The organism is Amycolatopsis sp. cg9, assembly GCF_041346945.1.
GTDB lineage: Bacteria > Actinomycetota > Actinomycetes > Mycobacteriales > Pseudonocardiaceae > Amycolatopsis.
Window position 1 is genome coordinate 2,960,202 of record NZ_CP166850.1, and the last position, 26,599, is coordinate 2,986,800.

Below are 26,599 nucleotides of genomic sequence, written 5' to 3' on the forward strand. Positions count from 1 at the left end.
GGTAGCGGAGGTGGCACCGTGAGTACTCGTGGAGGGACTGATCGGGGCGCGAGTGCCCCGCACGGAAGACCTGCGGCTGCTCACCGGCCGCGGGCAGTTCGTCGATGACGTCGAACTGCCGCAGGCGCTCGAAGCCGCCGTTCTCCGGTGTTCGTTGCCGCACGCGCGGATCAGGCGGATCGACACCCGCGCCGCCGCGCGGCAGGCGACCGTGCTCACCGGGGCCGAGGTCAAGGCCCTCGTCCGGGCTCCGCAGCCGGTGATCTGGCGGAACGTCCCCGACATGCGGCTCACCGACGCCTACCCGCTCGCGGTCGATCGCGTCCGCTACCCCGGCCAGGGGGTCGCCGTCGTCGCCGCGAAGGATCGGGCCGCCGCCGAGGACGCGCTCGAGCTCATCGAGGTCGAGTACGAGGAGCTGCCGGCCGTCAGCACCCTGGAAGAGGCGCTCGCCGAAGGCGCGCCACGGCTCTACGACGACTGGCCCGACAACGTCTGCGCGCGCACGACCGTCGCCACCGGGGACGTCGCCGCCGCGTTCGCCGAGGCCGACGTCGTGCTCGCGGAATCCTTCCGGTTCGCGCGCCAGATGGGGGCACCGCTGGAGACGCGGGGCGTGGTCGCGAACTGGGATCCGTTCACCGGCAAGCTCGACGTCTGGCTCGCGACCCAGGCCCCGAACCTCGCCCGCGAGTCGCTCGCCGAGGTCCTCGGCCTGCCCGCGGCCAAGATCCGCGTGCGGACACCGGACGTCGGCGGGGGATTCGGGAACAAGTTCGACTTCTACGGCGACGAAGTCCTGGCCGCGCTGCTCTCGCACCGCACCGGGCGGCCGGTGAAGCTGATCGAGGACCGCGTCGAGAGCTTCGTCGCCACCGTGCACGCGCGCGAGCAGAAGATCGACGTCGAGTACGCCGCGAAGGCCGACGGCACCATCACCGGCGTGCGCGGCACCGTCCACGGCGTGCTCGGCGCCGAACTCGGCACGATCGCCTTCGGCCCCTGCTTCACCGCCGCGGCGTGCATCACCGGGCCGTACGCGATTCCCGCGGTCGAGATGGACGTCGTCGCCGTCATGACCAACCGGACGCCGTACGGCTCGTACCGCGGCTGGGGCCTGCCGAAGGCGAACTTCGTGCAGGAGCGGATGATCGAGCTGCTCGCCACTCGGCTGAGCATCGACGCGCACACGGTGCGGCGCAGGAACTTCGTTCCCCCGGAAGCCTTTCCGTACCAGAGCCCGGTGTTCGTCTACGACAGCGGGCGCTACGCCGACTGCCTCGACCTGTGCCTCGAAGCCGTCGAGGAAGCGGGCTGGGCTGGGCGCGTCGCCGAGGCCAGGGCGCGTGGCGCGTGCGCCGGGATCGGGTACTCGTTCCACAACGAGATCACGGCGTTCGGCCCCAGCCGGATCGTGAACCTCAGCGGGCTGCGGCACTCCGGGTTCGACGAAGAGGTCGTGCGGATCGACGCCACCGGGCACGTGACCGTCCACACCGGACAGTCGGCGATGGGTCAGGGCTTGCACACCGCGTTGGCGCAGATCGCCGGCCACGCGCTCGGCGTCCCGATCGACCACGTCACCGTCGTCTCCGGCGACACGGAATCCTGTCCGTACACCGGGTACGGCACCGGCGCGAGCCGCGCGGCCGCGGTCGGCGGCGCCGCCGTGCTCACCGCGGCGACGCGGCTCAAGACGAAGGTGCTGCGGATCGCCGCCCACCTCCTCGAAGCCTCGCCGGACGACCTCGTCGTCGAAAACGGCCGGATCTTCGTCGACGGCGTCCCGCACCGGTCCGTCGGCATGGCCGAGGTCGGTGACGCGGCGTACCGGCGGCTGGCCGGACGCCTGCCCGAAGGCGAATCGCCGACGCTGCAGGAACGCGAGGTCTACGACCCGGTCAACGTCGCGACCGCGTTCGGCTGCACCGCCGTGCTCGCCGAAGTCGACCCCGAAACCGGGGTCGTGACCCTGCTCGGCTACCTCGTCGCGCACGACTGCGGCACGGTGATCAACCCGCTGATCGTCGACGGCCAGCTGCACGGCGGAGCGGCGCAGGCCATCGGCGGCGCGCTGTACGAAGAGCTCGCCTTCGACAGCGGTGGCCACGCGTGACCCGGACCTTCCGCGACTACCTGGTCCCGTCGGCGACCGAGGTCCCGCCGTTCACCCTCACGCACATGACCACGCCCGCCGACCACATCCCCGGTGGCTTCAAGGGCATGGGCGAAGCCGGGGTGATCGGCGGCGGCGCCGCGATCGCGCACGCCGTGGAGGACGCTTTGCGCGATTACGACGTCAAGATCACCGCGTTGCCGATCACGCCACCACGGCTGCTGGCCGCGATCAAGCGGGGCACGCGGTGAAGGCCGCCGCGTTCGAGTACGTCCGGGCGGCGTCCGTGGAAGACGCGATCACCGCGCTCGCCACCGGCGGCTCGCAGGTGCTCGCGGGCGGGCAGAGCCTGGTGCCGTTGCTGAACATGCGGCTCGCGCGGCCGTCGCTGCTCGTCGACGTCAACGGTCTCGACGAGCTCGCGTACCTCCGCCGGGATGGCGAGCACGTCGAAATCGGCGCGCTGACCAGGCAACGCGCCGTCGAGACGTCGGATGTCGTCCGGCAGGACCTACCGCTGCTCGCCCAAGCGCTGCGGCACGTCGGCCACGTCACGACCCGCAACCGGGGCACGCTCGGCGGCAGCCTCGCGCACGCCGATCCGGCAGCCGAACTGCCGGCCGCCGCGGTCGCTCTCGACGCGGAACTCAAGGTGCGTGGGCCGGGCGGCGAACGCGTGATCGGCGCGCGCGAGTTCTTCGAGGGTCCTTTCAGGACCGCGTTGACACCGGGGGAGCTGCTGGTCGCCGTCCGGTTCCCGGTGCGGCGGGCGGAGTGCGCGATCGAGGAGCTCTCGCGGCGCAGCAAGGATCTGGCGCTGGTCGCGGTGTTCGTCGCGCTGGAGCAGGCGGACGGCCGGTGCGCGCGGGCGCGGATCGCCGTTTCGGGGGCCGGCCCGACACCGATCCGGGCGGTTGCGGCCGAGGAGCTGCTGCACGGCCGGCCGCTCGACGACGCCGTGATCGCCGAAGCCGCGCGGGAGATCTCGGCCGCCACCGATCCGCCGTCCGACCTGCACGCGCCCGCCGACTACCGCCGTGAAATGGCCGCGGTGCTCGGGCGGCGGGCCCTCACGAAGGCGGTCCGATGAAGGTCACCCTGACGGTCAACGGCCAGCCGTGCGCCGCCGACTGCGAACCGCGCCGGACGCTGGCCGACTTCCTGCGGCACGACCTGGGGTTCACCGGCGTGCACGTCGGCTGCGAACACGGGGTGTGCGGCGCCTGCACGATCACCCTCGACGGCGCGACCGCGCGGGCGTGCTGCCTGCTCGCCGTGCAGGTCGAAGGGGCCGACGTCACGACGGTCGAGGGCATGGCCACCGGTGGTGAGCTGCACCCGCTGCAGGAGGCGTTCCGCGACCACCACGGCCTGCAGTGCGGCTTCTGCACGCCCGGGCTGCTGGCGACGGCGGCCGAGCTGCTCGCAGCCAACCCGGACCCGTCCGAAGCCGAGGTCCGCGAGGCGCTCGCCGGCCACCTCTGCCGGTGCACCGGCTACCAGTTCATCGTGGACGCCATCCGCGCGGCCGCGGCCAAGCTGGCCTGACCGCGGGCATTGCCCCAGCGAAGTTCACATGCGTACTCTCCATTCACTCACAGGTTTTCTGTTCATATTTGTGAATGGAGCGGACATGGTTTTCCGCCACACCGTCGTGGCCGCGCTCGCCGCGCTCGGCCTCGTCGCCACGTCCTTCGCCGCACCGGCGGAGGCCTCGCCACGAAGCTGCAGCGTCCCGGTCATCGGGCCGGTCTGCGCTCCCGACACCGCCGTCCTCGACGGCGACCAGCTGCTCCGGACGAAGTTCGCGGCGCTCGTCGGCGAAAAGACGTCCCGAACGGCGTTGAACAACCTCCTCGCCGCCGCGAAAACCGACCTCACGGCGGGGCCGTGGAGCGTCACGTCGAAGAAGCAGGTCCCGCCCAGCGGTGACAAGCACGACTACCTGAGCCTCGCGCCCTATTGGTGGCCGACCACCGAGCCGACCGCCGAAAACCCGTGGGGCTGCCCGTTCGTGCAGAAGGACGGCCAGCGCAACCCCATCGTCGACGAGATCACCGACCACGCCTACCGCGGCGACGCGTTCGCCGCGATCTACCGGCTCGCGCTGGCCTGGTACTACACCGGGGACGCGCGCTACGCCCAGCGTGCGGCGCTCGACCTGCGCACGTGGTTCCTCGACGCGGCCACGAAGATGAACCCGAACATGAACTACGCGCAGGGCATCCCGTGCAAGGTCGACGGGCGCGGCATCGGCATCATCGAGTTCTCCTACACGCTGACCCAGGTCGTCGACGCGACCGCGATCCTGGCCACCGGCGCCCCGGACTGGACGAAGGCCGACCAGGCCGGCATGACCGGCTGGTACACGCAGTTCCTCGACTGGCTGCGCACCAGCAAGAACGGCACCGACGAAGCCAAGGCCCAGAACAACCACGGCAGCTTCTACGACATGCTCGCCGCCGCGCTCGCCCTCGGCACCGGGCAGCGCGACCTGGCCAGGACGATCGCGCAGAACGCCGGGCCGGGGCGGATCGCGCCGCAGATCCAGGCGGACGGCTACCAGCCGCAGGAGGCGAGCCGGACGCGGAGCTGGCACTACTCGAACTTCAACCTCGTCGCGCTGACGCGGCTCGCCCAGATCGGCAAGCACGTCGGCGTCGACCTGTGGCACTACACCGCACCCAGCGGCGCGACGCTGTTCAAGGCGGTCGACTTCCTGATTCCGGCCGCCACCCAGGGCCAGGCCACCTGGCCGTACCCGGAGCTGGACTTCCGGCCGTACGCGGCGCTGGACGTCCTGCACGCGGCGGCCGACGCGGGCGATCGCGCGGCGCGCACGGCGTTGCCGAAGGTGCCGGTCCAGCCGGGCGGCGACCTCTACCCGGTCCGGCCCGCCGCCGAACAGCTCGACGACATTTCCACTTCCTGACGGCAAAAGGGGCCCGGTCGCATGACCGGGCCCCTTTTCTCCGGGAATCAGACCCCGGCGACCTGGGAAATCCAGCTGCGATAACGCGTGATGTTCGTGTACGCGGTGTTGTTCACCCGGTCGCTGGTCGACGCGACGCCGACCTGGCGGCCGGAAGCGAACATCGGGCCGCCCGAGTCGCCGCCGGCGGTGATGCCGTTGACGCGGTTCGCGCAGACGGCGACGCCGCCGGTGTAGTCGCTGCAGCCGATCGAGTTCACCCGGACCGTCGCGACCTTCAGGTACCGCGACTGGCAGTTGATCTCGGAGCCGCACTGGCTGGTCGCGCCCCAGCCGTAGACCGAGACGTTCTGCCCGACGGTGACGTCACCGACGTTGCCGAGCGGCGAGTACGTCGCGCTCACCGAGGTCGTGAGCCGGACGATCGCCAGGTCGGCTGAGCCCGGGTAGCGCGTGATGGTGGAGCCGGTGGCCGTCGTGCCGCCGCTGGTCTGGTCGAGGCTGCCGATCCGGAACGTGTAGGTGCCGGAGCTGCTCACGCAGTGCTTGGCGGTGAGGATGTACTGCGGCGCGATGATAGTCGCGGTGCAGTTCTGCTGGCCGTTCACGAACAGCCGGGCCGCCCAGGGGCCGCTCGTGGCGTTGCTGCCGCCGATGATCGACGGCTGGGCCTGCGGGGTGCTCTCGGCGGACGCGGGACCGCCGAGGCCGACGACGGCCAGTGCGGTGCTCGCGGCCAGCAGGACGAACTTGCCGAATTTCACGCTGACTCCTTTTCACGCGGGGGAGAACCGCGTGGGGGAAAGCCGGTGGGGACCGAACGACAAGAGTGTCCGAGTTTTAGGGGAATGTCCGGAACCGACGAAAGTCGCCGGTCGAATCCGTATTTATTGGCCCCGCGGGGACTACGTGCAGTTCCCGTACTGTTAGGCCGCGACCTCGGCGGGTGCCGTCTTGCGCAGCCAGTACAGCCCGATGACGGGCAGGACGAGCGGGATGAACAGGTAGCCCTCGCCGTAGACCGACCAGACGGTCGGGTGGCGGAAGGCGGCCGCGTCGACCAGGCTCAGCGTGCCGATGGTCAGCACGCCCAGCAGCTCGATCGAGCAGGCCACGAGGGCCACGCGCCACCAGCCGTCACCGCGGCGGGCGAGCGCGATCGTCGCGACGATGTAGACGACCGCGGCGAACGCCGAGAGCAGGTAGGCCAGCGGGGCTTCGTGGAACTTCGTGCCGATCTGGACGCCGGCCCGCGACGTCGCGGCCAGCGCGAAGATCGCGTACACGGCGACGAGCACCCGTCCGGGGCCGGTGGCCGTCCTACGCCGTTGCTCCACTCCACACCTCGTTCAATCGCAGCACCATCACCGGGATGGCCAGGCACGCGATGCCCAGCACCGCCGTGCTCGAGCGGCTCCGCTCGGCCAGCGCCCAGGCGGCGCCGACCGGCAGCACGACCAGGCTGCCGATCAGGTAGGCCAGGTACGTCGCCAGGCTGCCGGGGCGGTCACCGCCGGCGAGCAGCACGATGCCGATCACCAGCTGGGCGACCAGCAGCAGCTCCAGCACCGCGAGCGCGATCAGGAGCGGGTTGTCCGGCAGCCGGTTGCGTGCCGACTGGACGAAGCTCCAGAGCGCGACGAGCGTGGCCGCCACGGCGACCGTCACGGCGAATCCGAAGACCACCCGTTCCTCCTTCCGCTCGCCGGGCGCCAACTTACTCCGTGGTACCGGCGGGGCCGTCCGCCGAGGGGCCGCGGCGTGGCGCGGGCCACGTCGAGCTCCACTGTGGACAATCTCGGGGTCACACGACTTGCGCACATCGCGTTAATCGATCACCGCTCGACTTGATGGCATTCCGCCAATTCGACGGCTTATTCCGCCCGGCCCTTGTGTGGACCTGGGGGAGTGACGTAAAAAGCTTCGTGTTACACCACTACGGAGTGGTCGGCCTCCCGGCGAAAATCACCCTCGGTTCCGGTACTGGCTGGTAAGTGACCTTTTTGCCTACCTCGGATAGCCCAGTTGAACCCCCGGGTTGGCGGATTGGCCCAGGGCCGTTCGGCATGGGGGAATATTCCTCGTCCCGGCGCCGCGGTGCACTGGGGGATCGCACGGAGGGGTGTCCCGGATGGACCTGCGTTACGAAGCTTATTGCTTCGCCGACCCGTTGTTCTACGACGAACAACCGGAAATCGGCGCGCCGGTCGACGATTTCGCTTCGGCGCTGCCGACGCCGTCCGGCTGGGTGACCACCGACCGCGGCGTCTGGCGCGTGCTGCACCCGCAAGGCCGGGTTCTTCCTGGTCAGGGCTGGAAGATCCACGTCTCCGCCGGTCTGGACAACGCTCGCCGGGTGCTCGAGCAGGTGCACGAGTACTGTCTCGAGCACCGCGTCTCGTACAAGCACCTCCGCTCGATGCTGACCCTGCTCGCCCGGAATTCGAAATACGCGCCACGGGACGGCAGCGCCAAGCTGGTGACGATTTACCCGGCGGACGACAAGCAGCTCGAACGGGTTCTCGAAGACCTCTCGGCACGACTCGAGGGTGAGCACGGCGCCTATATCCTCAGTGACCTGCGTTACGGCGACGGGCCGCTCTACGTGCGTTACGGCGGATTCGCCGAACAGTGGGTCGAACACGACGGCAACCGCGTCCTGGCGATCCGCAAGCCGGACGGCCGGCTCATCCCCGACAAGCGGGAACCGACGTTCACCGTCCCCGATTGGGTGAAGATTCCGGCCTGTTTGCGAAGCAGTCTCGCCGCACGCAAGTCCGGCGACCCGGCCGAATTCCGCTATCGGGTGACGAGCTCCCTGCACTTCTCGAACGGCGGCGGCGTCTACGTCGCCGACCCCAAAGCAGGCGGCGACCAGGTCGTCCTCAAGGAAGCCCGCCCGCACGCCGGCCTCGACAAGGCGCGCGTCGACGCCGTCGAACGCCTCCGCCGCGAACACGACGTCCTCGTCCGGCTGGCCGGCGTCCCCGGCGTGCCGCGGGTCTTCGAGCGGTTCACCGTCTGGGAGCACCACTACCTGGCGATGGAGTACGTGCCGGGCAACTCCCTGGGCAACTGGCTGGCCCGCAACTACCCGCTGACCAGGCGCGGCACGACGGACGCCGACCTCGCCGACTACGCCCGGCGCGCGCTCGGCATCGTCGACGGCGTCGAGAAGACGATCGAGGCCGTCCACGCCCGCGGCGTCGTCTTCGGCGACCTGCACCCGCTGAACATCCTGGTCGACGACGACGGCCGGATCTCCCTGATCGACTTCGAGATGGCCTTCGACGTCGAGTCCGGCGACCGCCCGGCGCTGGGCGCGCCCGGCTTCCGCGCCCCGGCCGACCGCACCGGCTTCGAGATCGACGAGCACGCGCTCGCGGCGTTGCGGCTGTGGCTGTTCCTGCCGCTCTCCCAGCTGACCGAGCTCGCCCCACCGAAGCTGCCCGGCATCGCGGAGTTCGTCGAACGCCGGTTCGCGCTCCCCGAGGGGTACGCCGACGCCGCGGTCGCGGTGCTGGCCCCGCGTACGGCCCCCACGCCGCCGTCGCCGGTCCACACCGAGCTCGACCAGGAGAAACCGGACTGGCCCCTGGTCCGCAAGCAGATCGCCGAGGCGATCCTGGCCAGCGCGACCCCCAGGCGTCCGGACCGGCTCTTCCCGGGCGACATCGAGCAGTTCCGCGTCGGCGGTGCCTGCTTCGGCGTCGGCGCCGCGGGCGTGCTGCACGCCCTCGACGTCAGCGGCGCCGGCCGGTTCCCCGAGCACGAGCGCTGGCTGATCGATTCGGTCCGCCGCGACCCCCCGACTCGGCCCGGCTTCTACGACGGCAGCTACGGCATCGCCTACGTGCTGGAGAACTTCGGCCACCACGACGAGGCCACCAAGCTGCTGGCGTCGTCCGCGCGGCTGGTCGAGCAGACGACCGACCACGCCCTCGAAGGCGGCCTCGCCGGCATCGGGCTCGCGATGCTGCACTTCGCGACGGTCCGCCAGGACAACGAGTTCGGCCGCCAGGCCCTGACCACTGCCGTCCGGCTGGCCGAGGCGCTGGAGACGGCTCCGCCGCCCAGCAACTTCGCCCGCGCCGGTCTGCTGTCCGGCTGGTCCGGACCCGCGCTGCTGTTCACCCGGCTCTACGAGCGCACCGGCGAGCCCGCCTGGCTGTCCTTCGCCGACCAGGCGCTGACCCGCGACCTCGAGGAGTGCGTCCAGGCCGACGACGGCTCACTGCAGGTCCGCGACGGAGCGGCCCGCACGCTGCCCTACGCGGGCATCGGCGGCGCCGGCATCCTCCTGGTCGCCGAGCAACTGGCACGGCACCGCCCGGACGCCGCCGCGTGCGAGAGCCTCCCCGCCCTGCGCGAATCGTGCCGCGGCGAGTTCGTCATCCACCCGGGTCTGCTCTTCGGCCGCTGCGGACTGGCTGTCGCGCTCGGCATGGACCCGGCCCCGACACCGTCCATCCGCGCGGCGATCGACCTGCACCTCGCGCGGCTGTCCTGGTACGCGGTCCCGTTCAAGGGCGGTCTCGCGTTCCCCGGCAACCAGCTGCTGCGCCTGTCGATGGACGTCAAGACCGGCGGCGCGGGCATCCTCCTCGCGCTCGCCGCCCTCCTGGACGGCAAGGAGGTGCTGCCCTTCCTCGGCAGCACGCCGTCCCCCCAGACCTCCGGTCGCTGACCGGCGGACCCCGAAGAAAACCCGAAGGAAGGAACATCGATGGAACTCGTCCTGGAGCTGCAGGCCATGGAGACCCCCGAGCTGCTCGACGGCGGCCACGGCGGCCACGGCCACGGCGGCGCGTCGAACCTGAGCCTGCTCGCCTCGTGCGCCCACAGCACCATCAGCCTGCTGTCCTGCTACTGACCTGGTGGTTCGCCGGCGCGTAGTGCCGAGGTGAACGGTGCGGGAGCGGCACAGGCCAAGTGCGCCGCTCCCGCACGTTCATTCTGGCCCCCGGTACCGCCTCGGCAGTACCTGTCCGAAGGAGTGAGATGCGCGCCCGCGCCGATCGGCTGCTGACCAAGGTGGCCGACCTCGACCGCCTTCGTCTGGTCGCCGTCGTGGCCACGGCGTTGGTCGCCACCGCAGCCGGCCTCCTCCTGCCCGGCGCGCTCGCGGCCGCGGTGGACGCGGTCGTAGCGGGCCGCCCGAGCCACCGCGAAGTCTCTTGGCTGCTGCTGGTCGGCGGCGCGGAGATCGCCGCCGACGTCGTGGGCGGAATCCTGACGACCCGCCTGACCGCGACGGCGTCCGCCTGGCTCCGCCGCACCCTCTCGGACAAGCTGTTCGCGCTGGGCACCCGTTCCCGCTTCGCGGAGGGCGACGCGATCAGCCGCCTCACCACCGACTGCACGGGCGCGGGCGGCATCGTGACGATCGTCGTCCAGTGCGGCTCGATGCTCGTCATCTCGTCCGGCGCGGTGGTTTTGCTTGCCCTGCTGGACTGGCGGCTGGCGCTGGTCTTCCTGGGCAGCATCCCGTTCGCGTTGTTGCTCGCGCGCAGCCATTTGCGCCGCACCGCCGCCAACGTCCTCACCTACCAGCAGGTCTCCGGCGAACTCGCGGCCCGCATGGTCGACGCGGTCGCCGGCCTCCGCACCATCGCCGCATCCGGCACGGCTGATCGTGAAGCCGAGCGCGTCCTGCGCCCGCTCCCGAAGCTGACGCTCGCCGGCCAGAGCCTGTGGCGCACCCAGGCCCGGATGGTCTGGCGCGCCGGCCTGCTGACCCCGGCGGTCGAGCTGTCGGTGCTGGCCGCCGCCGGCTTCGGCGTGCTCGCGGGCCGCCTGAGCGTCGGCGACGTCGTGGCCACGCTCGGCTACGTCGCTCTCGCTCTCGCCCTGGTCACCCAGATCCCGCTGCTCACCATGCTGTCCCGGGCACGCGGCTGCGCGGAACGGCTCGTCGAGGTCCTCGACGAGCCCGAACCCGTGCCCGGCAAACTCCCGCTCCTCCCCGGCAACGGCACGGTCGAGCTCCGCGGCGTCGGTGTCACGGGCGCGCTCGCGGAGATCGACCTACGCATCGACGGCGGCACCCACCTCGCGGTCGTCGGCCGCTCGGGCTCGGGCAAGTCCGCGCTGGCGGGAGTGCTGGGTGGGCTGCTCCCGCCGGACGAGGGCGCGGTCGTCCTCGACGGCCGCCCGCTCGAGCGCATCCGCCCGGAGGAACTGCGTGCCGTCGTCGGCTACGCGTTCGAACGGCCCGTCCTGCTCGGCACCACGGTCGCGGACGCGGTCGGCTACGGCTCGTGGGCCGGCGAGTCCGCCATCCGCCGCGCCTGCCGGACAGCGCAGGTCGACGAAGTGGTCGTCCGCCTCCCGTCGGGTTACCGCACGCCATTGACCGAGACGCCCCTGTCCGGCGGCGAAGCCCAGCGGCTCGGGCTCGCCCGGGCGATCGTGCACAACCCGCGCGTCCTCATCTTCGACGACGCCACCGCCAGCCTCGACACGGTTACCGAGGCAGCCGTCGAGCGCGCTTTGTCTCAGGCGCTGCCAGGACGTACACGCGTCGTCGTGACCCATCGGGCCGGCACCGCTGCCCGCGCTGACCTGGTGGTCTGGCTCGAGGCCGGCCGGATCCGCGCGGTCGCCCCGCACGCCGTCCTGTGGCGAGAGCCGGGCTATCGGGGTGTCTTCACGGAGGACGACGAGTGAGCTTGCGCCGGTTGTACTGGTCTGCGCTAGCCAGACAGTGGCGCGGCGGTGTCGTGTTGCTGCTGTGTTCGCTGCTCGAAGGTCTACCGGCCTTCTTTTCGGGACGGCTGGTCGAGCTGTCCGTGGACCGCGGTTTCGCGGTCGGCGACCCAGCGGCAGGCCTCGGCTGGCTGGCGTTGTTCGGCTTGTCCGCCGTACTCGGCGCGTTCGGCGCCCGGATGGTCTGGCACCAGCTCGGCAAGGTCGTCGAGCCGCTACGCGACGCCCTCGTGACGGCCGTCGTCCGCGGCGTCCTGCACGACGACTCCCCACCGCGCAACCAACCGGACTCCAGCGGCGTCGCCCGGATCACCCAGCACGTCGAGGTCGTGCGCGACGCGACCGCCGGCCTGCTCGTTCAGGCCCGCGGCATGCTGGTGACGACGGCGTCCGCGCTCGCCGGCCTCGTGACCGTCGCCGGCACGCTCGTGGTGCCGGTCGCGCTGCCGGTGGTGTTGGCGCTGATCGTCTTCACCTGCCTCCTGCCGTCGCTGGCTCGCCGTCAGCGCGCGCTGACGCTGGCCGACGAACACACGGCAGCGACGGCCGGCGCCTCGCTGTCCGGCATGCGGGACGTCGTGGCCTGCGGTGCGCAGCCGGTCGCCGCGCTGGCGACGTACGACGCTGTCGACGCTCAAGCCCAGGCGGCAATCCGGGTGGCTCGATCGAGCGCCCTCCGAGCACTGGTGATCTCGCTCGGCGGGTTCGCGCCGCTTCTCCTCGCGCTCTCGCTGGCCCCGGGGCTGGTGGCCAGCGGCGAGCTGACCGCGGGCGCGGCCTTGGGCGCGCTCGTCTACCTGGCGACGACGATGCAACCGGCCTTGCGCGGCCTGGCTGCCACGGCCAGCACCGTCGTCTTGCGGCTACTGGTCGCTCTTCGCCGGTTGGCGGAGACCGCCGAACTGCCCGACGTTGCCGACGGCACTGCGACTCCGCGTGGCATCGACGTCCGGGTGCACGGCCTGACGTTCCGCTGGGGTGCGTCGGCCGAACCCGTGGTCCGTGGCCTGGACCTGGGTTTGCGGCCGGGGGAGCACCTCGCCGTCGTCGGGCCGAGCGGCATCGGCAAGTCGACATTGGCCGGGTTGCTCACCGGGATGCTCGCGCCGCAGGAAGGCCGAGTGTTGCTGGGCGGCGTCCCGGTGCGGGACGTGGCTGCAGCAGTGCGCCACGAGCTCGTGGCGCTGATCCCGCAGGAGGCGTACGTCTTCGCGGGAACGGTGCGAGACAACGTGAGCCTGTTCGCCCCGTCAGCTTCGGACGACGATCTGTCGTCCGCCGCGGACGCGGTAGGCGCGGGCGCGCTACTGCGGCGCTTGGGCGGCCTCGACGCCGAGATCGGTCACGGCGGCGAAGGCGTCTCCGCGGGCGAAGCGCAGCTGCTCGCGTTGGCCAGGGTGTACGCCAGTGCGGCGCAATTGGTGATCCTCGATGAAGCGACCTCCCATCTCGACCCGGTGACGGAAGCCCGCGCGGAGCGGGCCTTCGCCGCGCGAGGTGGTGTTCTGGTGGTGATCGCGCACCGGCTTTCTTCGGCACTGCGCGCGGATCGCGTGCTCGTCGTGGACGGGCGCGAAACCGCAGTGGGCAGCCACGCCGAGCTGGTGGCCAGGTCGGCGCGGTACGCGCAGCTCATGCAGGCCTGGGCGACACCGGTGCCCGACCATGCGGCCACCGGTGCCCGCCCGCCTGCTGGTGCAGGTGGTGAACCGGCGGATATCTCGACCGGTTCGCCTGTGGGCGGTGGTGCGGCCGCTGGCGGGGCGCCTTCCGGCAACGGCCGCACCACACTGAGTCCCTCCGTGGACGACGGTGGATCCGCGACCACCGGCGGGGCGCCTGCCGGCGGTGGTTCTACGGTCACCATGGGGCTGCCGGCCGAACACGATTCCCGGTGCAACCGGATCGACGCCTAGGTCGCCATCCGTGGTGCGAGCCGCACGTGCCAGCCGAGAGCTCGTCCACTGTGGACTGATCTCTAGTGCTCTTTCAGACTATCGCCGTCGGAGGGCGGGGGAAGCCCTCGTTTTCAATCTGTGGATAACTCGGCGGTTTTCGGGGTGCCTGTGGACAACTCGGGTCGATCCGCCGGTTCTGTCGGTGCCTTCGGGCATGATCGGAAGTACCAACAGAACACGGCCCGGACCAGCGTCGCCAGACGAGGAGGTGACCAGCAGGCGGTGCGCGTCAGCCGGGCTGCAGTGCTTCCAGTGCCTCGCGCAGCTTGCCCGAGAGCGGTGTCGGCCGGCGTGACTCGCGGTCCACGAAGACGTGCACGAAATGCGCTTCCGCGACCAGGGTCTCGTCGGCGGCGTACATCCCGATCTCGTAGCGCACGCTGGACTTCCCGAGGTGCGCCACCCGCAACCCCACCCGCAGCGAACCAGGAAAGGAAACCGATGAGTGATACCCGCAGTGCGACTCGACGCACAGCCCGATCACCTCCCCGGTCTCGATGTCGAGACCGCCCTGCTCGATCAGCCAGGTGTTGATCACGGTGTCCATCAGCGAGTAGTGGACGACGTTGTTCACGTGTCCGTAGACGTCGTTGTCCTTCCAGCGCAGCGGGACCGTCTGCCAGTGGGGGTACCCGTTCACCACAGCGACACCGACTCGCGCAGGATGTCCGACAGGTCCTCCGCGGACGCTTCGCGGGGAGCGGTGGCCAGCAGCCGTTGCTGCTTCAGCGTTCCCTCGACTAGGGAGTCCACATCGGACTCCGCGTAGCCGACGGCGCCGATGCCGTCCGGGATGCCGATTCGGCGCATCAGGTCGATCAGCACCGCGGGCAGGTGGTCGGCGAAGTCGCCGGGCCACTCGAAGTCGGGTGCCAGCAGGCGCGCGACGCGGAGGTGGCGGTCCGGGGCCGCGTCGAAGGTGAAGCGGAACGCGGCGGGCGCGGTCAACGACACAGCCATGCCGTGCGGCACCATGGGTTCTTCGCCCGGGTAGCCGTCCGGGTGGAAGTTCCTGACCTGGCCGGCGATCGGGTAGGCGTTCGCGTGCGGGATGTGCACGCCCGCGTTGCCGAACCCGAGTCCGGCGAACGTCGCGGCCAGGGCCATGGCTTCGCGGGCCTTGAGGTCGGAACCGTCGCGCACCGCAGCCGGGAGGGCCCACGACAGCAGCCGGAGGGACTGCTCGGCGAACATGTCGGCCAGCGGGTTGGACCCGCAGTACGGCACCCGCTGTTCCGGGCGCTTGCGCTCGAACTCGGTGTACGGCTTCGCGGTGTAGCTCTCCGCGGCGTGGCAGAGGATGTCCATGCCGCTGGCGGCGGTCACGCCGGCGGGCTGGCTGACCGTCAGCCGCGGGTCGACGACGGCGAGTGTCGGGCGCAGCCGCAGGTGGCTGATTCCGCTCTTGACGCGCAGGGACAGCACGTCGAGAACGCAGACCGTGGTGCTCTCGGAGCCCGTGCCGGTCGTGGTGGGTACCGCCACCAACGGCTTGAGCGGGCGGTCCGGTGCGCGGCCGCCGCCGACGGGGGCGTTGACGTAGTCCATCAGGTCGCCGTCGTTGCTGGTGAGGAGGTTCGCCGCCTTGGCGGTGTCGATCGCGGAGCCGCCGCCGACGGCCACGAAGGCGTCGTACGGGCCGGTTCCGCGGGCGAAGTCAACCGCCTTCTGCATGCTGACATCGGTGGGCTCGACGTGTACGCCGTCGAAGATCTCGGTCTCGATGCCGTAGCCGGCGATGCCGTCGGCGATGCGGCGGGGCCAGCCGGTCGCCGCCACCTGCGGGTCGGTCAGGACGAGCACGCGGTGGGCGCCGTACTGCGTCAGGTCGTAGCCGATCTCGTCGCTGGCGCCGGTTCCGTACTTCAACGCCGGTGCGCCATAAGTAAAAACGGTTTCATGTTCGGTTGCGGCCAAGACTGCGGTCCTCGCTCCCTTGATCGGCTAACAGTCGGTCAAAGCGGACATTCGGCCCATCCTTGCCGGGTTTCGGCGAAGATCACTTGACTGCACTGAACGGTGCCCGCCTAAGCTCTCCTCATTAGATACCAACTGGGAGCGACCGTCGCCCAGACGGCCGTGCGGATCCTGACCGAGGCGCGTGTCCGCCGCGTTTACGCGGTGGTCGGTGAGTCCTTCCTGGAACTGCTCGACGCGTTGCAACGCGAGCGGGAGATCACGCTGGTCTCGGCGCGCCACGACGCGGGTGCGGCGTTCATGGCGGAGGCCGAGGGCAAGCTCACCGAGCGTCCCGCCGTGCTGCTCGCCAGCCGGGGGCCGAGTGCGGCGAGCCTGGCGATCGGCGTCCAAACGGCGTACCAGGACGAGACCCCGATGGTCGTGCTGCTGGAGACGCCGGCGACCGAGCCGATGCCGTCATCGTCCGGGGAGCTGCCGACGTCGGACCTGACGGCGATGTTCGAGTCGATCGCCAAGTCGACGTTGCGGGTGACCGATCCGGACAGCCTGCCCGGGCTGCTCGCCCACGCGCTGACCACCTCGCAGGAAGGGCGGCCGGGGCCGGTCGTGCTCGGCGTGCCCTGCGATGTCTGGGGCATGCCCTACGACGCGGCGAAGCCGATGGCGCGGGTGCGGCCGCCGGCGTCCGGGACGTTGGGCCGTTCGGCGGATGCCGTTGCGCAGCTGGTGGACGAGGCCAAGTACCCGGTGGTGATCGTCGGCGGGCGGGCGCGGTCGGCGCGGGACGAGCTGATCGCCGTGGCCGACGAGCTCGCGCTGCCCGTCTACAACGCCTTCCGGCGGCAGGACGCCTTCCCCGAAAACCACGCCCGCTACGCCGGGCACCTCGGGCTCGGCATCCCCGCCCGGCAGCTGGACGCGCTCGAACGGGCCGACCTCGTGGTCGCCCTCGGCACCCAGCTCGACGAGGTGACCACGCAGGCGTACCGCTACCCGACGCCGCAACAAACGCTGGTGATGGTCGGGACCGGGATCGACGTCAGCCCGAAACGACGGGGGCTCACGTTCCGCGTCGACTCGGAGGTCGAGCCGTTCCTGCGGGAGCTGCGGGCGGTGGCGTCGCCGCGGACCAGGCGCGCTTCGGCGGCCAACGCGGCCGTGCACACCTTCATGACCCCGCCCGATACCAGCGGGAACACGCGGGTGCACCCCGTGGACGTCGTCCGGGCGCTGCGGAAGCTGGCGCCCGAGGACACCATCGTGACCAGCGATGCCGGCAACTTCGCGCAGTTCATGCACCGCTACTGGTGCTTCACCGCGCCGCGCAGCCAGCTCGGTCCCAGCAACGCCGCGATGGGGTACGCCGTGCCGGCCGCCGTCGCGGCGAAGCTCGCCGAGCCGCGGCGGACGGTCGTGGCCATGGTGGGGGACGCCGGGACGCTGATGACCGGGCAGGAGATCGAAACCGCCGTGCGGTACCGGGCGCCGGTGATGGTCGTCGTCTTCCAGAACGGCGTGCACGGCGCGCTCGCCATGCACCAGGCGCGGACGCACGGGCGGCTGTCCGGGGTGTCCATCCCGCTGACCGACTTCGCTTCGTGGGCGCGTGGACTGGGCGCGGCCGGGTACACCGTGGACGATCGGGAAGAGCTCGAGCCGATCATCGCCAGTGCGCTGGTGCGGCAGCGGCCGTGCGTCATCGACGTGCGGACGGACCCCGATGTGGTGACCCCGGACGTCCGGCTTTCGGCGCTGCTCGGGCAGGCTCGGCCGCAACCTCCCGCCCAGTAACGATTTCACTCGGTTTCATTACGGGAAACGCCGGGAAAGTTGTGTGGTAGCACGGCGAAGGCTCAGGTAGCCTGACGGTGTTCCGGTGGTGGTTCGCCGCTGAACCTTCCCGGCCGGGTCCCGGCGGGAGACAACCGGTTTCTGTCGGTGCCGCATGGCACCATCACGGTCATGACCCGCGCCGAAGCGGGCAGGGAACGAGGGGAGTTTCGACGTGACCGATCACCAGCACGCATCCGAACCAGCGCGGAAGTCCTCCGGCGTCGTACCGGTGCTGTTCAGCGCCTCCGCCGAGGCCCACGACGACGCCGTGGTCGCGGCCGAGCACGACACGGCGTGGCGTTCGCCGTTCACCACGGAGGGGCTGCGTCCGGCGAGTGGCGAATAGCTCACCCCGCCCGGGTGAAGACCGCTTGTCCGCCCTGGTCAAGGTGTGCTTTACTGCTGAAGGTCTCGATTTTTGTGTTCGTGATGAGTCACGCTCGCAGAACTCAGCGGGCGTAGTGTCTCCTCGCCGAGGAAGCAAACCGTCCGGGTGTTGACCCGGGTCGCCGAAGTGGCTTCCTGTTTTGGTGTTACACATGGAGATTTTTGATGACTCAGGGCACTGTGAAGTGGTTCAACTCCGAGAAGGGGTTCGGCTTCATCACCCCCGACAACGGTGGCGGCGACGTCTTCGTTCACTACAGCGAGATCCAGGGTAACGGCTTCCGTACCCTCGAGGAGAACGCTCGCGTCGAGTTCGAGATCGGCCAGGGCCAGAAGGGCCCGCAGGCCACGTCGGTCACCGTGATCTGACTTTGATCTTGGGGAAGGGCCGTCACCCGTTCGGGGTGGCGGCCCTTTTCGTATGCTGCGCACCATGATCGAGCACGGCTACACCGTCTCCGGGATGAGCTGCGGCCACTGCGCGCAGTCGGTCACCGAAGAACTCACGGCGCTGCCCGGAGTGACCGAAGTGGACGTCGACGTCGCCACCGGCCGGGTTGTCGTGCGCGCGGAGGCTGCGCTGGCCGAAGCCGACGTCCGGGGCGCGGTCGAAGAGGCCGGGTACACCTACCAGGGCGTCGTCAGCCTCGTCCCGTGGCTCCCGGCCGGAGCCGGAGCCTGCGCCCGGTCGGTTTTCTCCAGGTTGGACTGTCCACTGGAGATCATCAACACGGCGCGGGTGACGTTCGACGCCTCCTGGCTGCCGCTCAGCACTGCAACGGCCTGCAACCCTTCCTTCCGCGCCGCCCGCGGAGTCTCCTGTTCTCCGGTGAAGTATCGGGAGGTCAGGTGGGAGAAACGGTGGCGGGGATCGTCGCGAATCCGGCTTCGGGGCGGGACATCCGCCGGCTGGTCGCGCAAGCTTCGGTGTTCCCCACCGCGGAGAAGGCGAACATGGTCCAGCGGCTGCTGGCGGCGTTCGCCGTGACCGGGCTCGACCGGGCCCTCGTCTCGACCGACCTCGGCGGGATCTCCGCCGCGGTCCTGCGGGCGCTCGGCCGGGGCGGGACCTGGCCCGACGTCGACTTCTGCGAGGACGACCCGCTCACCGGCACCGCGGCCGACACGACCAACGCCGTGCGGCGGATGGTCGAAGCCGGGGCCGGGGTCATCGTCGTGCTCGGTGGGGACGGGACCGCCCGCGTTGCCGCCGCGGCCTGCGAAGACGTGCCGATCCTCGCGCTCTCGACCGGGACCAACAACGCTTTCCCGCAGATGCGGGAAGCGACCGTGGCCGGACTCGCTGCCGGGCTGATCGCGACTGGGCAGATCGACCCCGACCTCGTCACGCACCGGGTCAGCGTGCTGGAAGTCGTCACGAAGGCACGTCGTGAGATCGCGCTCGTCGACGTCTGCGTGTCGCTGAGCAAGCACATCGGGGCTCGGGCGCTGTGGGACCCGTCCACGCTCACCGAGCTGTACTGCACCTTCGCCGAGCCCGACGGTATCGGCCTCTCGAGCGTTCCAGGCCAGCTCTGTCCCAGCCCCCGATCCAGCCCGGACGGCGTCGCGCTGCAGCTCGGGCCGGTCGGGGAGACGCCCGTACGTCGTGCAGGCGCCGATCGCGCCCGGGCTCGTGCGGCCCGTCGGGGTGCGGGGGTGGGGCGTCCTCCGGCCCGGCGTGCGCGTCGAGCTGGCCGCGGCCGGCGGGGTCATCGCCCTCGACGGTGAGCGTGAACTCGAACTCAAGACGGGCGAGAGCGCGTTCGTCGAGCTCAAACCGGACGGGCCGTGGTGCGTCGACGTCCGGGCGGCGATGGCCGAAGCGGCGCGGAAAGGGCTGTTGCGCGCGGAGACCGACCCCGAAAAGGAGCGTCGGAGATGACGGACACCCTGCGGGAGGCGTACCGCGTGATGCGCACCATCCGGGCCTTCGAAGAGCGGGTGCACGGGGAGTTCGCGACCGGTGAAATCCCCGGGTTCGTGCACCTCTACGCCGGTGAGGAGGCCTCGGCCGCCGGGGTCTGCCTCCACCTCGACGACCGGGACGCGATCGCCGGCAGCCACCGCGGCCACGGCCACTGCATCGCCAAGGGCGTCGACGTCCACGCCATGATGGCCGAGATCTACGGCCGCAAGACCGGTGCCTGCCACGGCAAGGGCGGCTCGATGCACATCGCCGACCTCGCCAAGGGCATGCTCGGCGCGAACGGTGTCGTCGGCGGAGGGCCGCCGCTCATCTGCGGCACCGCGCTAGCCGCGAAACAGCAGAACACCGGCGGTGTCGGCGTCGCGTTCTTCGGCGACGGCGCCGGCAACCGGGGGACGACGCTGGAGGCGCTGAACCTCGCGGCCGTCTGGAACCTCCCTGCGATCTTCGTCGCGGAGAACAACGGCTACGCCGAAGCGACGTCGAGCGCCTGGTCCGTCGCGTCGGACAACATCGCCGACCGGGCCGCCGGGTTCGGCGTGCCGGGCGTGATCGTCGACGGGTTCGACTTCTTCGCCGTCCACGAAGCCGCCGGTGAGGCCGTCGAGCGCGCCCGTGAGGGTGGCGGCCCGACGCTGATCGAGGTCAAGTTCACCCGCTGCTCCGCGGGTCTCGACTGCCTCGAACGGTTCCGGGCGCGCGTCACCGACAGCGGTGAGCTGGGCGAACCGGTCCTCGATGACATCGACGCCGAAGTCGCGAAGCTCATCGAGGAAGCCGTCTCGGCGGCGAAGGCCGCTCCGAAACCCACGAGGGAAGACCTCGAGACCGACGTCTACGTGACGTACTGAGGAGCGCGCCGTGGCCAGGACGATCAGCTACCGCGAGGCGATCGCCGAGGCGCTCGCGCAGGAGATGGCCCGGGACGAATCGGTGCTGGTGCTGGGCGTCACCGAGGGCCTCAGCCACCGGTTCCCCGGCCGGGTGCTCGACACGTCGATCTCCGAGTCGGCCTTCGTGGGCGCGGCGATCGGTGCCGCGACGCGCGGGCAACGGCCGGTCGCGGAACTCGGGTTCGTCGACTTCATGGGCGTCTGCTTCGACCAGATCTTCAACCAGGCCGCCAAGTTCCGGTACATGTTCGGCGGCGGCGCCCGCACGCCGGTCGTCATCCGCACGATGTACGGCGCCGGGCTTCGGGCCGCCGCGCAGCATTCTCAGTGCCTGTACCCGATCTTCACGCACGTCCCCGGGCTGAAGGTCGTCGTCCCGGCCAGCCCGTACGAGGCGAAAGGCCTGCTCACCCAGTCGATCCGGGACGACGACCCGGTGATCTTCTGCGAGCACAAGGCGTTGTACGACACCAGCGGCGACGTCCCCGAAGAGAGCTACACGATCCCGTTCGGCGAGGCGAACGTCGTCCGGGACGGCGTCGACGTCACCATCGTCGCGATCGGCCGCATGGTCGCCGTGGCCGAGTCGGCCGCGGCCGAGCTGACGGCCTCCGGGATCGAAGCCGAGATCCTCGATCCGCGCACGACCAGCCCGCTCGACACCGGGACGATCCTGGCGAGCGTCGAGAAGACCGGACGGCTGGTCGTCGTCGACGAAGCGTCGCCGCGGTGCAACCTCGCCACCGACATCTCGGCGCTCGTCGCCAAGGAGGCGTTCGGCTCGCTGCGGGCGCCGATCGAGATGGTCACGCCGCCGCACACGCCGGTCCCGTTCTCCGACGCGCTCGAAGACCTCTACATCCCGGACGCGCAGAAGGTCCTCAACGCGGCGAAGGCGGTCGTGGAGTACCGGCGCTGACGCACAGCGAGATTGTCGCCACCTTCCGATCACCGGACCGAAAAGGCAGACTGAGGAGGCAGAGCGAGGAGTGGCGGTTGGGTCAGCGAGACCTCGAGGCAGCGTTGCCGGCCGGGGCGGACCCCCGGCGGCACGCGCGCGTCCTCGCGCAGGTGCACGAAGCGGCCCTGGCCGGAAAAACGCTGCCCAGCCGCCCGCGGGCGGTCATCGGCGCGTCCTGGCAACGGATGCGCCGGCTCGGCGTCGACCCGGACGGCCGCGCGCCCGCGCCCGTCCTGACCGTCGAACAGCTGGAGACCCGCCGCCGCACGAGCGGGCTGACCGAAGCCCTGCCGACCCTGCGCAGTGGCCTGCTGACCCTCGCCGAGCAGGCCTCGCACATCATGGTGATCGCCGACGCGAGCGGGCAGGTGCTCTGGCGAGACGGCAGCGCCGCCGTCCGCCGTCGCGCCGACGGGCTCGGGTTCGTCGAAGGCGTCGACTGGCGGGAAGAGTCCGTCGGCACCAACGCGATCGGCACCGCGCTGGTCGCGCGCCGCCCGGTCCAGGTCTACTCCGCCGAGCACTACGTCCGCGCCCAGCACTCCTGGACGTGCGCCGCCGCGCCGCTGCACGACCCGAGGGACGGCAAGCTCCTCGGCGTCGTCGACCTCTCCGGCCCCGCCGCGACCGTCCACGCGACGACGTTGGCGCTGGTCGACGCCGTGACGCGGCTCGCGCAGGCGCAGCTGCGCACCACCCACCTCACCGAGCTCGAGCGGCTGCGGGGCTTCGCCGCCCCGGTGCTCGGCAAGGTCGGCGGGCCGGCCGTGGTGGCCGACGAGCACGGCTGGATCGCCGCGGCCGCCGGACTCGCCCCGGTCGACCGGATCGCGTTGCCCACCGGCCTCAAACCCGGTCGCGTCTGGCTGCCGGCGTACGGCAACTGCGCCGTCGAGCCCGTTCCCGGCGGCTGGCTGATCCGGCCGGCCGAGGACGAGGGCGCGCCGCCCACCCGCGTCGTGCTCGACGTCCGGTCGCCGCGCGAACCCGAGCTGACCGTGGCCGGCGCCACCGGCACCTGGACGCACCGGCTCAGCCCGCGCCACGCCGAGATGCTGTACGTGCTGGCCAGCCACCGCGCCGGCCGGTCGGCCTCCGAGCTGTCGGCCGACCTGTTCGGCGACGCCGGCCGCACGGTCACCGTCCGCGCCGAGATGTCCCGGCTGCGACGCCACTTCGGCGGCATCCTCGACGCGAAGCCGTACCGCTTCGCCGACGACGTCGAGGTGCTGGTCCGGCGCCCGCCGACCCCCGAAGCCGTGCTCCCGCACTCCCTGGCCCCGGCGATCCGCGGCTGATCCGGGAAAGATGGGGGCGTGCCGAAACGTCCCCTGCTGCCGGACACCATCGCGCCGAGCTGGCTCGTGGTGCAGCTGCTCGGCACGCTCTTCTTCGCCGTGACGCTGCTCACGGCGCGCGAGCCGGACCCGCGGGTCTGGGCCGCGTACGGCGTCGCCAGTGCCTGCTGGCTCGGCTTCGTCGCCCTCTCGCCGCGGCTGCCGAAGACGGCCGCTGCGCTGCTCGCGGTCGCGAGCGCGCTGCCGGCCGCGCTCGTCGGCCAGGCCGGGGACTCCTCGGCGATCATCCTGTCCGCCATCGCGCTCGGCAGACTCGCGACGCTGACGACGGTCGGCGTCAGCGTGATCCTCGGCATCGGCCTGCTCGACATCGCCCTCGCGGTGACTTCTCACTTCCTCGGTGGGCAGAGCGTCGTCGACGCGGCGGTGCTGCTCCTGCTCGTCCTGGTCGGGCTCAACCGCCGCCAGTACGAGGTGCAGGCGAAACAAGCCGAAGCGCTGCTCGAACAGACGCGGCTCGCGCAGGCCGAACACGCGCGCGCCGCCGCGCTCGATGAACGCACCCGGATCGCCCGTGAACTCCACGACGTCCTGGCGCATTCGCTGGGGGCGCTGGGGGTTCAGCTCGAACTGGCCGAGGCGCTGCTCGAGGAGAAGTCCGATGTGGACGGTGCGCTGCGCTCGGTCAAGCGGTCGCGCCGGCTCGCCGCCGACGGGCTCGCCGAAGCGCGCGACGCCGTCGCCGCGCTCAGGCGGGACGTCCCGCCGCTGGCCGACGTGCTCGCCGCGGCCGCCGCCGCGCACGCGCGTGACCACGGCGTCACCGTCGCTTTCGACGCGGAAGGCGAGCCGCGGCCGCTGCCGTCCGCGGTGGTCGTCGCGCTCGCCGGCACCGCGCGGGAAGCGCTGACGAACGCGGGCAAGCACGCACCGGGAAAGGACGTCGAGGTGCGGCTGAGCTACGCGCCCGAGAGCGTCCGGCTCGACGTCCGCAATACCCTCGGTGTCACTCGACCAGGTGAAGGTTTCGGGTTGGCCGGAATGCGGGAGCGGCTGGCGCTGGCCGGTGGCACGCTGGACGCCGGTCCCGACGGCGGTCAGTGGCGCGTCCTGGCCGAGGTGCGGGCGTGAGATCACGTGCTGATGACAGCGGGCGGTGCCGGTGCCCGCGCGGTCGGCGACTCGGCTACCTTCTGCGAGTACAGGTTTTGGGGAGGAATCGGGGATGACCAGCACTGCGACGGCCCCGGGTCCGACGGCGCCCGCGCCGGGACCCCCGCCGCCGCCACCGGACGGCGGTGACCGCGCAGGGGGCCGCAGCGGGCTGCTGGGGCTGCTGGACCTGCCGGGACAGGGTGTCCGCGCGATCATCCGGTCCGCCGCGACGACCCCCGGCCGCCTCACCGTCATCGCCGTCGGGCTGGTGCTGCTGTCCCTCCTCGCCGGGCTGGTCGCGACGCTGTCGGTGCAGGACCGCGACGACACCATCACCGGCGTCATCGACCACCGCGAGCCCCTCGCCGCCGCCGCGCAGCAGGTCTACCGCTCGCTCTCGGACGCCGACGCGACCGCCGCGAGCGCGTTCCTCTCCATCGGCACCGAGCCGCCGGAGCTCCGCCAGCGCTACGAGCGCGACATCGCCGAAGCCGGCGCCGCGCTCGCGAAGGCCGCCTCCGACGCTGCCGACGTCGCCGACGCGGCCGCCCCGGTCGACGTCCTCAACCAGTCGCTGCCCGCCTACACCGGGCTCGTCGAGACGGCCCGCACGAACAACCGCCTCGGCTACCCGGTCGGCGCCTCCTACCTGCGCGAGGCCTCCGAGCTGATGCGGGCGAAGATCCTGCCCGCCGCCCAGGACCTCTACCGCGTCGACACCGAGCGGCTGATCGACGAACAGGACAGCGCCACGGGGTTCCCGTGGCTCGCCACGATCCTGGTGGTCGCGCTGCTGGCCGCGCTCATCGCCGCCCAGGTCTACCTGACCAGGCGCACCAACCGGCTGCTCAACGTCGGGCTCGTCGTCGCGACGGCCGCCGTCGTGGTCTCGCTGCTGTGGGGCGCGGTCGCGCTGGTCGTGCAGGGCAGCCTGGTCGGCAGCGGCCAGGCCGACGGCTCGCACCGCGTCGACGTGCTGGTCCGCGCGCGCATCGCCGCGCTGCAGGCCCGCGCCGACGAGACGCTGACGCTCGTCGCGCGCGGCGACGGCGCCGCCTACGAGAACGACTTCGGCACCAACGCGGCCCAGCTGGTCGGCCCGGACGGCCAGGGCGGCCTGCTCGGCGAAGCCCGCGGTCTCATCCAGGACGGCGAAGGCGCCACGAAGGTCGCCGACGCGACGAAGGCCGCGAACGACTGGCTGAAGGCGCACAAGGAAGTCCGCGCCCAGGACGACGCCGGCCAGTACCAGGAAGCCGTCGACTTCGCCGTGCTGGAAGACAAGACCGACGGCTCGGCCCCGGCGTTCCGGCGCCTCGACGACAGCCTCCAGGCGGCCATCGACGTCGGCAGGCAGGAATTCCTCGACGACACCCACAACGGCGACCGCGCGCTGACGCTGCTGGCCCCCGGCCTGGCCGTGCTCGCGGTCGTCGCCGCGGCGGGTGTCACCATGGGGATCCGGGAGCGACTGAGGGAGTACCGGTGAGCAGGCGGGGGAACACGGTCCGGGCGGGCGTGCTGGCGGTCGTCGCGCTGCTGGTGGCGTCCTGCGGCAGCCCCGGCAAACCGGTCGACCCGGCCCCGGTCGGCAACGCGGCCTGGCCCCAGCCCGCGCACGTGGGCGGCCCGGACGCGGCCGCCGGCGGTGGCGGCGACACCAGCTGCAACCCGCTGGCCAGCCTGCAGCCGGACAAGGGCACGTCGATCCCCGATGGCTCGACCATGGCGAAGATCAAGGAACGCGGCAAGCTCATCGCCGGCGTCGACCAGACCACCTACCTGTTCGGCTTCCGCAACCCGACCTCGGGCAACCTCGAGGGCTTCGACATCGACCTCGTCAACGAGATCGCCCGCTCGATCTTCGGCGCGCCCGAAGGCCGCGTCCAGTTCCGCGCGATCACTTCGTCGCAGCGCCAGGACGTCCTGACGCAGCACCAGGTCGACATCGTCGTGCGGACGTACAGCATCACCTGCGCGCGCAAGAAGGACGTCCAGTTCTCCTCCGTGTACTACGTCGCCGGGCAGCGGCTGCTGGTGACGAAGGAGTCGAAGGCGACGAAGCTGGCCGACCTGAGCGGCAAGAAGGTGTGCGCGGCGAAGAAGTCGACGTCGCTGGCGAAGATCGCGACGGACCCGGCCAAGCCGGTGGCGATCTCGGTCGACAACTGGTCGGACTGCCTGGTGATGCTCCAGCAGGGCCAGGTCGACGCGGTTTCGACCGACGACACGATCCTCGCCGGGATGGCCGCGCAGGACCCGACGCTGCAGGTCGTCGGCGACCAGTTCACGCAGGAGAACTACGGCATCGGCGTGCCGAAGGACAACGAGGACATGGTCAAGTTCGTCAACGCCGTGCTCGAGAACGTGCGCAACAGCGGTGCTTGGCAGAGCAGCTACCGCCACTGGGTCGAGTCGAAGCTGGGGCCGGCCTCGCCGCCGCAGGCGCAGTACCAGTGAGCGGGTCGCGACTAGGATCGGTTCCCGCACGTCGCCGGGGATCTGGGA

The 26,599-nt window shown here is 71.2% G+C and carries 23 protein-coding genes and 2 pseudogenes; 20 read left to right on the top strand and 5 right to left on the bottom strand.

All coding sequences use genetic code 11. The annotated features are described in order from the left end of the window. Nucleotides 1-28 precede the first annotated feature (28 nt). The 5 genes from AB5J73_RS14090 to AB5J73_RS14110 all read left to right on the top strand — a co-directional run bounded on the left by AB5J73_RS14090 (nucleotide 29) and on the right by AB5J73_RS14110 (nucleotide 5,048). The gene (locus AB5J73_RS14090) at nucleotides 29-2,116 is read left to right on the top strand and encodes a xanthine dehydrogenase family protein molybdopterin-binding subunit (RefSeq protein WP_370970167.1); all 2,088 of its coding nucleotides are present in this window, start codon (nucleotides 29-31) and stop codon (nucleotides 2,114-2,116) included. Continuing rightward, nucleotides 2,113-2,367, top strand: a complete 255-nt coding sequence (locus AB5J73_RS14095) for a hypothetical protein (RefSeq protein ID WP_370970168.1) — start codon at nucleotides 2,113-2,115, stop codon at nucleotides 2,365-2,367. The genes AB5J73_RS14090 and AB5J73_RS14095 overlap by 4 nt, the downstream gene beginning before the upstream one ends. Then, the gene (locus AB5J73_RS14100; RefSeq protein WP_370970169.1) at nucleotides 2,364-3,206 is read left to right on the top strand and encodes a xanthine dehydrogenase family protein subunit M; all 843 of its coding nucleotides are present in this window, start codon (nucleotides 2,364-2,366) and stop codon (nucleotides 3,204-3,206) included. The genes AB5J73_RS14095 and AB5J73_RS14100 overlap by 4 nt, the downstream gene beginning before the upstream one ends. Continuing rightward, nucleotides 3,203-3,664, top strand: a complete 462-nt coding sequence (locus AB5J73_RS14105; protein ID WP_370970170.1) for a (2Fe-2S)-binding protein — start codon at nucleotides 3,203-3,205, stop codon at nucleotides 3,662-3,664. Before AB5J73_RS14100 ends, AB5J73_RS14105 begins: the two co-directional genes overlap by 4 nt. Before the next feature lie 85 nt (nucleotides 3,665-3,749). Beyond that, nucleotides 3,750-5,048 carry an alginate lyase family protein gene (locus tag AB5J73_RS14110; protein WP_370970171.1) on the top strand — a complete coding sequence of 433 codons (1,299 nt, stop codon included), beginning with the start codon at nucleotides 3,750-3,752 and terminating at the stop codon, nucleotides 5,046-5,048. 47 nt (nucleotides 5,049-5,095) lie between these two features. On the opposite strand, the gene AB5J73_RS14115 is transcribed toward AB5J73_RS14110, so the two are convergent. The 3 genes from AB5J73_RS14115 to AB5J73_RS14125 form a co-directional block, all read right to left on the bottom strand. Continuing rightward, nucleotides 5,096-5,812 (bottom strand): trypsin-like serine protease, encoded by a 717-nt coding sequence (locus AB5J73_RS14115; RefSeq protein WP_370970172.1) that lies wholly within the window; start codon nucleotides 5,810-5,812, stop codon nucleotides 5,096-5,098. A 162-nt stretch (nucleotides 5,813-5,974) separates the two neighbouring features. Then, nucleotides 5,975-6,346 carry a hypothetical protein gene (locus AB5J73_RS14120; protein ID WP_290050714.1) on the bottom strand — a complete coding sequence of 124 codons (372 nt, stop codon included), beginning with the start codon at nucleotides 6,344-6,346 and terminating at the stop codon, nucleotides 5,975-5,977. Nucleotides 6,347-6,368: 22 nt separating this feature from the next. Then, nucleotides 6,369-6,734, bottom strand: a complete 366-nt coding sequence (locus AB5J73_RS14125) for a hypothetical protein (RefSeq protein WP_370970173.1) — start codon at nucleotides 6,732-6,734, stop codon at nucleotides 6,369-6,371. 445 nt (nucleotides 6,735-7,179) lie between these two features. Between AB5J73_RS14125 and lanKC the strand changes: the two genes are divergently transcribed. The 4 genes from lanKC (at nucleotide 7,180) to AB5J73_RS14145 (ending at nucleotide 13,672) form a co-directional block, all read left to right on the top strand. Then, nucleotides 7,180-9,735 carry a class III lanthionine synthetase LanKC gene (lanKC, locus tag AB5J73_RS14130; protein ID WP_370970174.1) on the top strand — a complete coding sequence of 852 codons (2,556 nt, stop codon included), beginning with the start codon at nucleotides 7,180-7,182 and terminating at the stop codon, nucleotides 9,733-9,735. A 39-nt stretch (nucleotides 9,736-9,774) separates the two neighbouring features. After that, entirely contained in the window at nucleotides 9,775-9,921 is a 147-nt protein-coding gene (locus AB5J73_RS14135; protein WP_370970175.1) for a SapB/AmfS family lanthipeptide, read from the top strand. A 128-nt stretch (nucleotides 9,922-10,049) separates the two neighbouring features. Further along, complete coding sequence (locus AB5J73_RS14140) at nucleotides 10,050-11,717, top strand: ABC transporter ATP-binding protein (protein WP_370970176.1); 1,668 nt, start codon at nucleotides 10,050-10,052, stop codon at nucleotides 11,715-11,717. Continuing rightward, a complete protein-coding gene (locus AB5J73_RS14145) occupies nucleotides 11,714-13,672 on the top strand; it encodes an ATP-binding cassette domain-containing protein (RefSeq protein WP_370970177.1) in 1,959 nt (652 codons plus the stop codon). Before AB5J73_RS14140 ends, AB5J73_RS14145 begins: the two co-directional genes overlap by 4 nt. Before the next feature lie 271 nt (nucleotides 13,673-13,943). Here the strand turns inward: AB5J73_RS14145 and AB5J73_RS14150 are convergent, their stop codons facing one another. Together AB5J73_RS14150 and AB5J73_RS14155 are read right to left on the bottom strand one after the other, a co-directional pair. Continuing rightward, nucleotides 13,944-14,357, bottom strand: a complete 414-nt coding sequence (locus tag AB5J73_RS14150; RefSeq protein ID WP_370970178.1) for an acyl-CoA thioesterase — start codon at nucleotides 14,355-14,357, stop codon at nucleotides 13,944-13,946. Next, nucleotides 14,351-15,631, bottom strand: a complete 1,281-nt coding sequence (locus AB5J73_RS14155) for a hydroxyacid-oxoacid transhydrogenase (protein ID WP_370970179.1) — start codon at nucleotides 15,629-15,631, stop codon at nucleotides 14,351-14,353. Before AB5J73_RS14155 ends, AB5J73_RS14150 begins: the two co-directional genes overlap by 7 nt. Nucleotides 15,632-15,766: 135 nt before the next feature. Here AB5J73_RS14155 and AB5J73_RS14160 point away from each other — a divergent pair, with 135 nt between their 5' ends. The 11 genes and pseudogenes from AB5J73_RS14160 to AB5J73_RS14210 all read left to right on the top strand — a co-directional run bounded on the left by AB5J73_RS14160 (nucleotide 15,767) and on the right by AB5J73_RS14210 (nucleotide 26,551). Further along, nucleotides 15,767-17,425: a thiamine pyrophosphate-binding protein gene (locus AB5J73_RS14160; RefSeq protein WP_370973149.1), complete on the top strand. Its 1,659-nt coding sequence runs from the start codon at nucleotides 15,767-15,769 to the stop codon at nucleotides 17,423-17,425. Nucleotides 17,426-17,639: 214 nt separating this feature from the next. Then, on the top strand, nucleotides 17,640-17,813 hold the full coding sequence (locus tag AB5J73_RS14165; RefSeq protein WP_166640346.1) for a hypothetical protein: 174 nt from the start codon (nucleotides 17,640-17,642) through the stop codon (nucleotides 17,811-17,813). 206 nt (nucleotides 17,814-18,019) lie between these two features. Continuing rightward, on the top strand, nucleotides 18,020-18,223 hold the full coding sequence (locus tag AB5J73_RS14170; protein WP_004563013.1) for a cold-shock protein: 204 nt from the start codon (nucleotides 18,020-18,022) through the stop codon (nucleotides 18,221-18,223). Nucleotides 18,224-18,287: 64 nt separating this feature from the next. Beyond that, nucleotides 18,288-18,506, top strand: a pseudogene (locus AB5J73_RS14175) (heavy-metal-associated domain-containing protein); the annotation flags it as partial. Nucleotides 18,507-18,703: 197 nt separating this feature from the next. Continuing rightward, a pseudogene (locus AB5J73_RS14180) lies at nucleotides 18,704-19,739 on the top strand (ATP-NAD kinase family protein). Continuing rightward, the gene (locus AB5J73_RS14185; RefSeq protein WP_370970180.1) at nucleotides 19,736-20,635 is read left to right on the top strand and encodes a thiamine pyrophosphate-dependent dehydrogenase E1 component subunit alpha; all 900 of its coding nucleotides are present in this window, start codon (nucleotides 19,736-19,738) and stop codon (nucleotides 20,633-20,635) included. The pseudogene AB5J73_RS14180 and the gene AB5J73_RS14185 overlap by 4 nt, the downstream one beginning before the upstream one ends. 10 nt (nucleotides 20,636-20,645) lie before the next feature. Beyond that, complete coding sequence (locus AB5J73_RS14190; protein WP_370970181.1) at nucleotides 20,646-21,596, top strand: alpha-ketoacid dehydrogenase subunit beta; 951 nt, start codon at nucleotides 20,646-20,648, stop codon at nucleotides 21,594-21,596. Nucleotides 21,597-21,673: 77 nt separating this feature from the next. Beyond that, nucleotides 21,674-22,936 (top strand): GAF domain-containing protein, encoded by a 1,263-nt coding sequence (locus AB5J73_RS14195; protein WP_370970182.1) that lies wholly within the window; start codon nucleotides 21,674-21,676, stop codon nucleotides 22,934-22,936. 18 nt (nucleotides 22,937-22,954) lie between these two features. Beyond that, nucleotides 22,955-24,067 carry a sensor histidine kinase gene (locus AB5J73_RS14200; protein WP_370970183.1) on the top strand — a complete coding sequence of 371 codons (1,113 nt, stop codon included), beginning with the start codon at nucleotides 22,955-22,957 and terminating at the stop codon, nucleotides 24,065-24,067. A 94-nt stretch (nucleotides 24,068-24,161) separates the two neighbouring features. Beyond that, nucleotides 24,162-25,580 carry a hypothetical protein gene (locus AB5J73_RS14205; RefSeq protein ID WP_370970184.1) on the top strand — a complete coding sequence of 473 codons (1,419 nt, stop codon included), beginning with the start codon at nucleotides 24,162-24,164 and terminating at the stop codon, nucleotides 25,578-25,580. Further along, nucleotides 25,577-26,551, top strand: coding sequence for a glutamate ABC transporter substrate-binding protein (locus AB5J73_RS14210; protein WP_370970185.1), 975 nt, complete (start codon nucleotides 25,577-25,579; stop codon nucleotides 26,549-26,551). Before AB5J73_RS14205 ends, AB5J73_RS14210 begins: the two co-directional genes overlap by 4 nt. The last annotated feature ends 48 nt before the right edge of the window (nucleotides 26,552-26,599 follow it).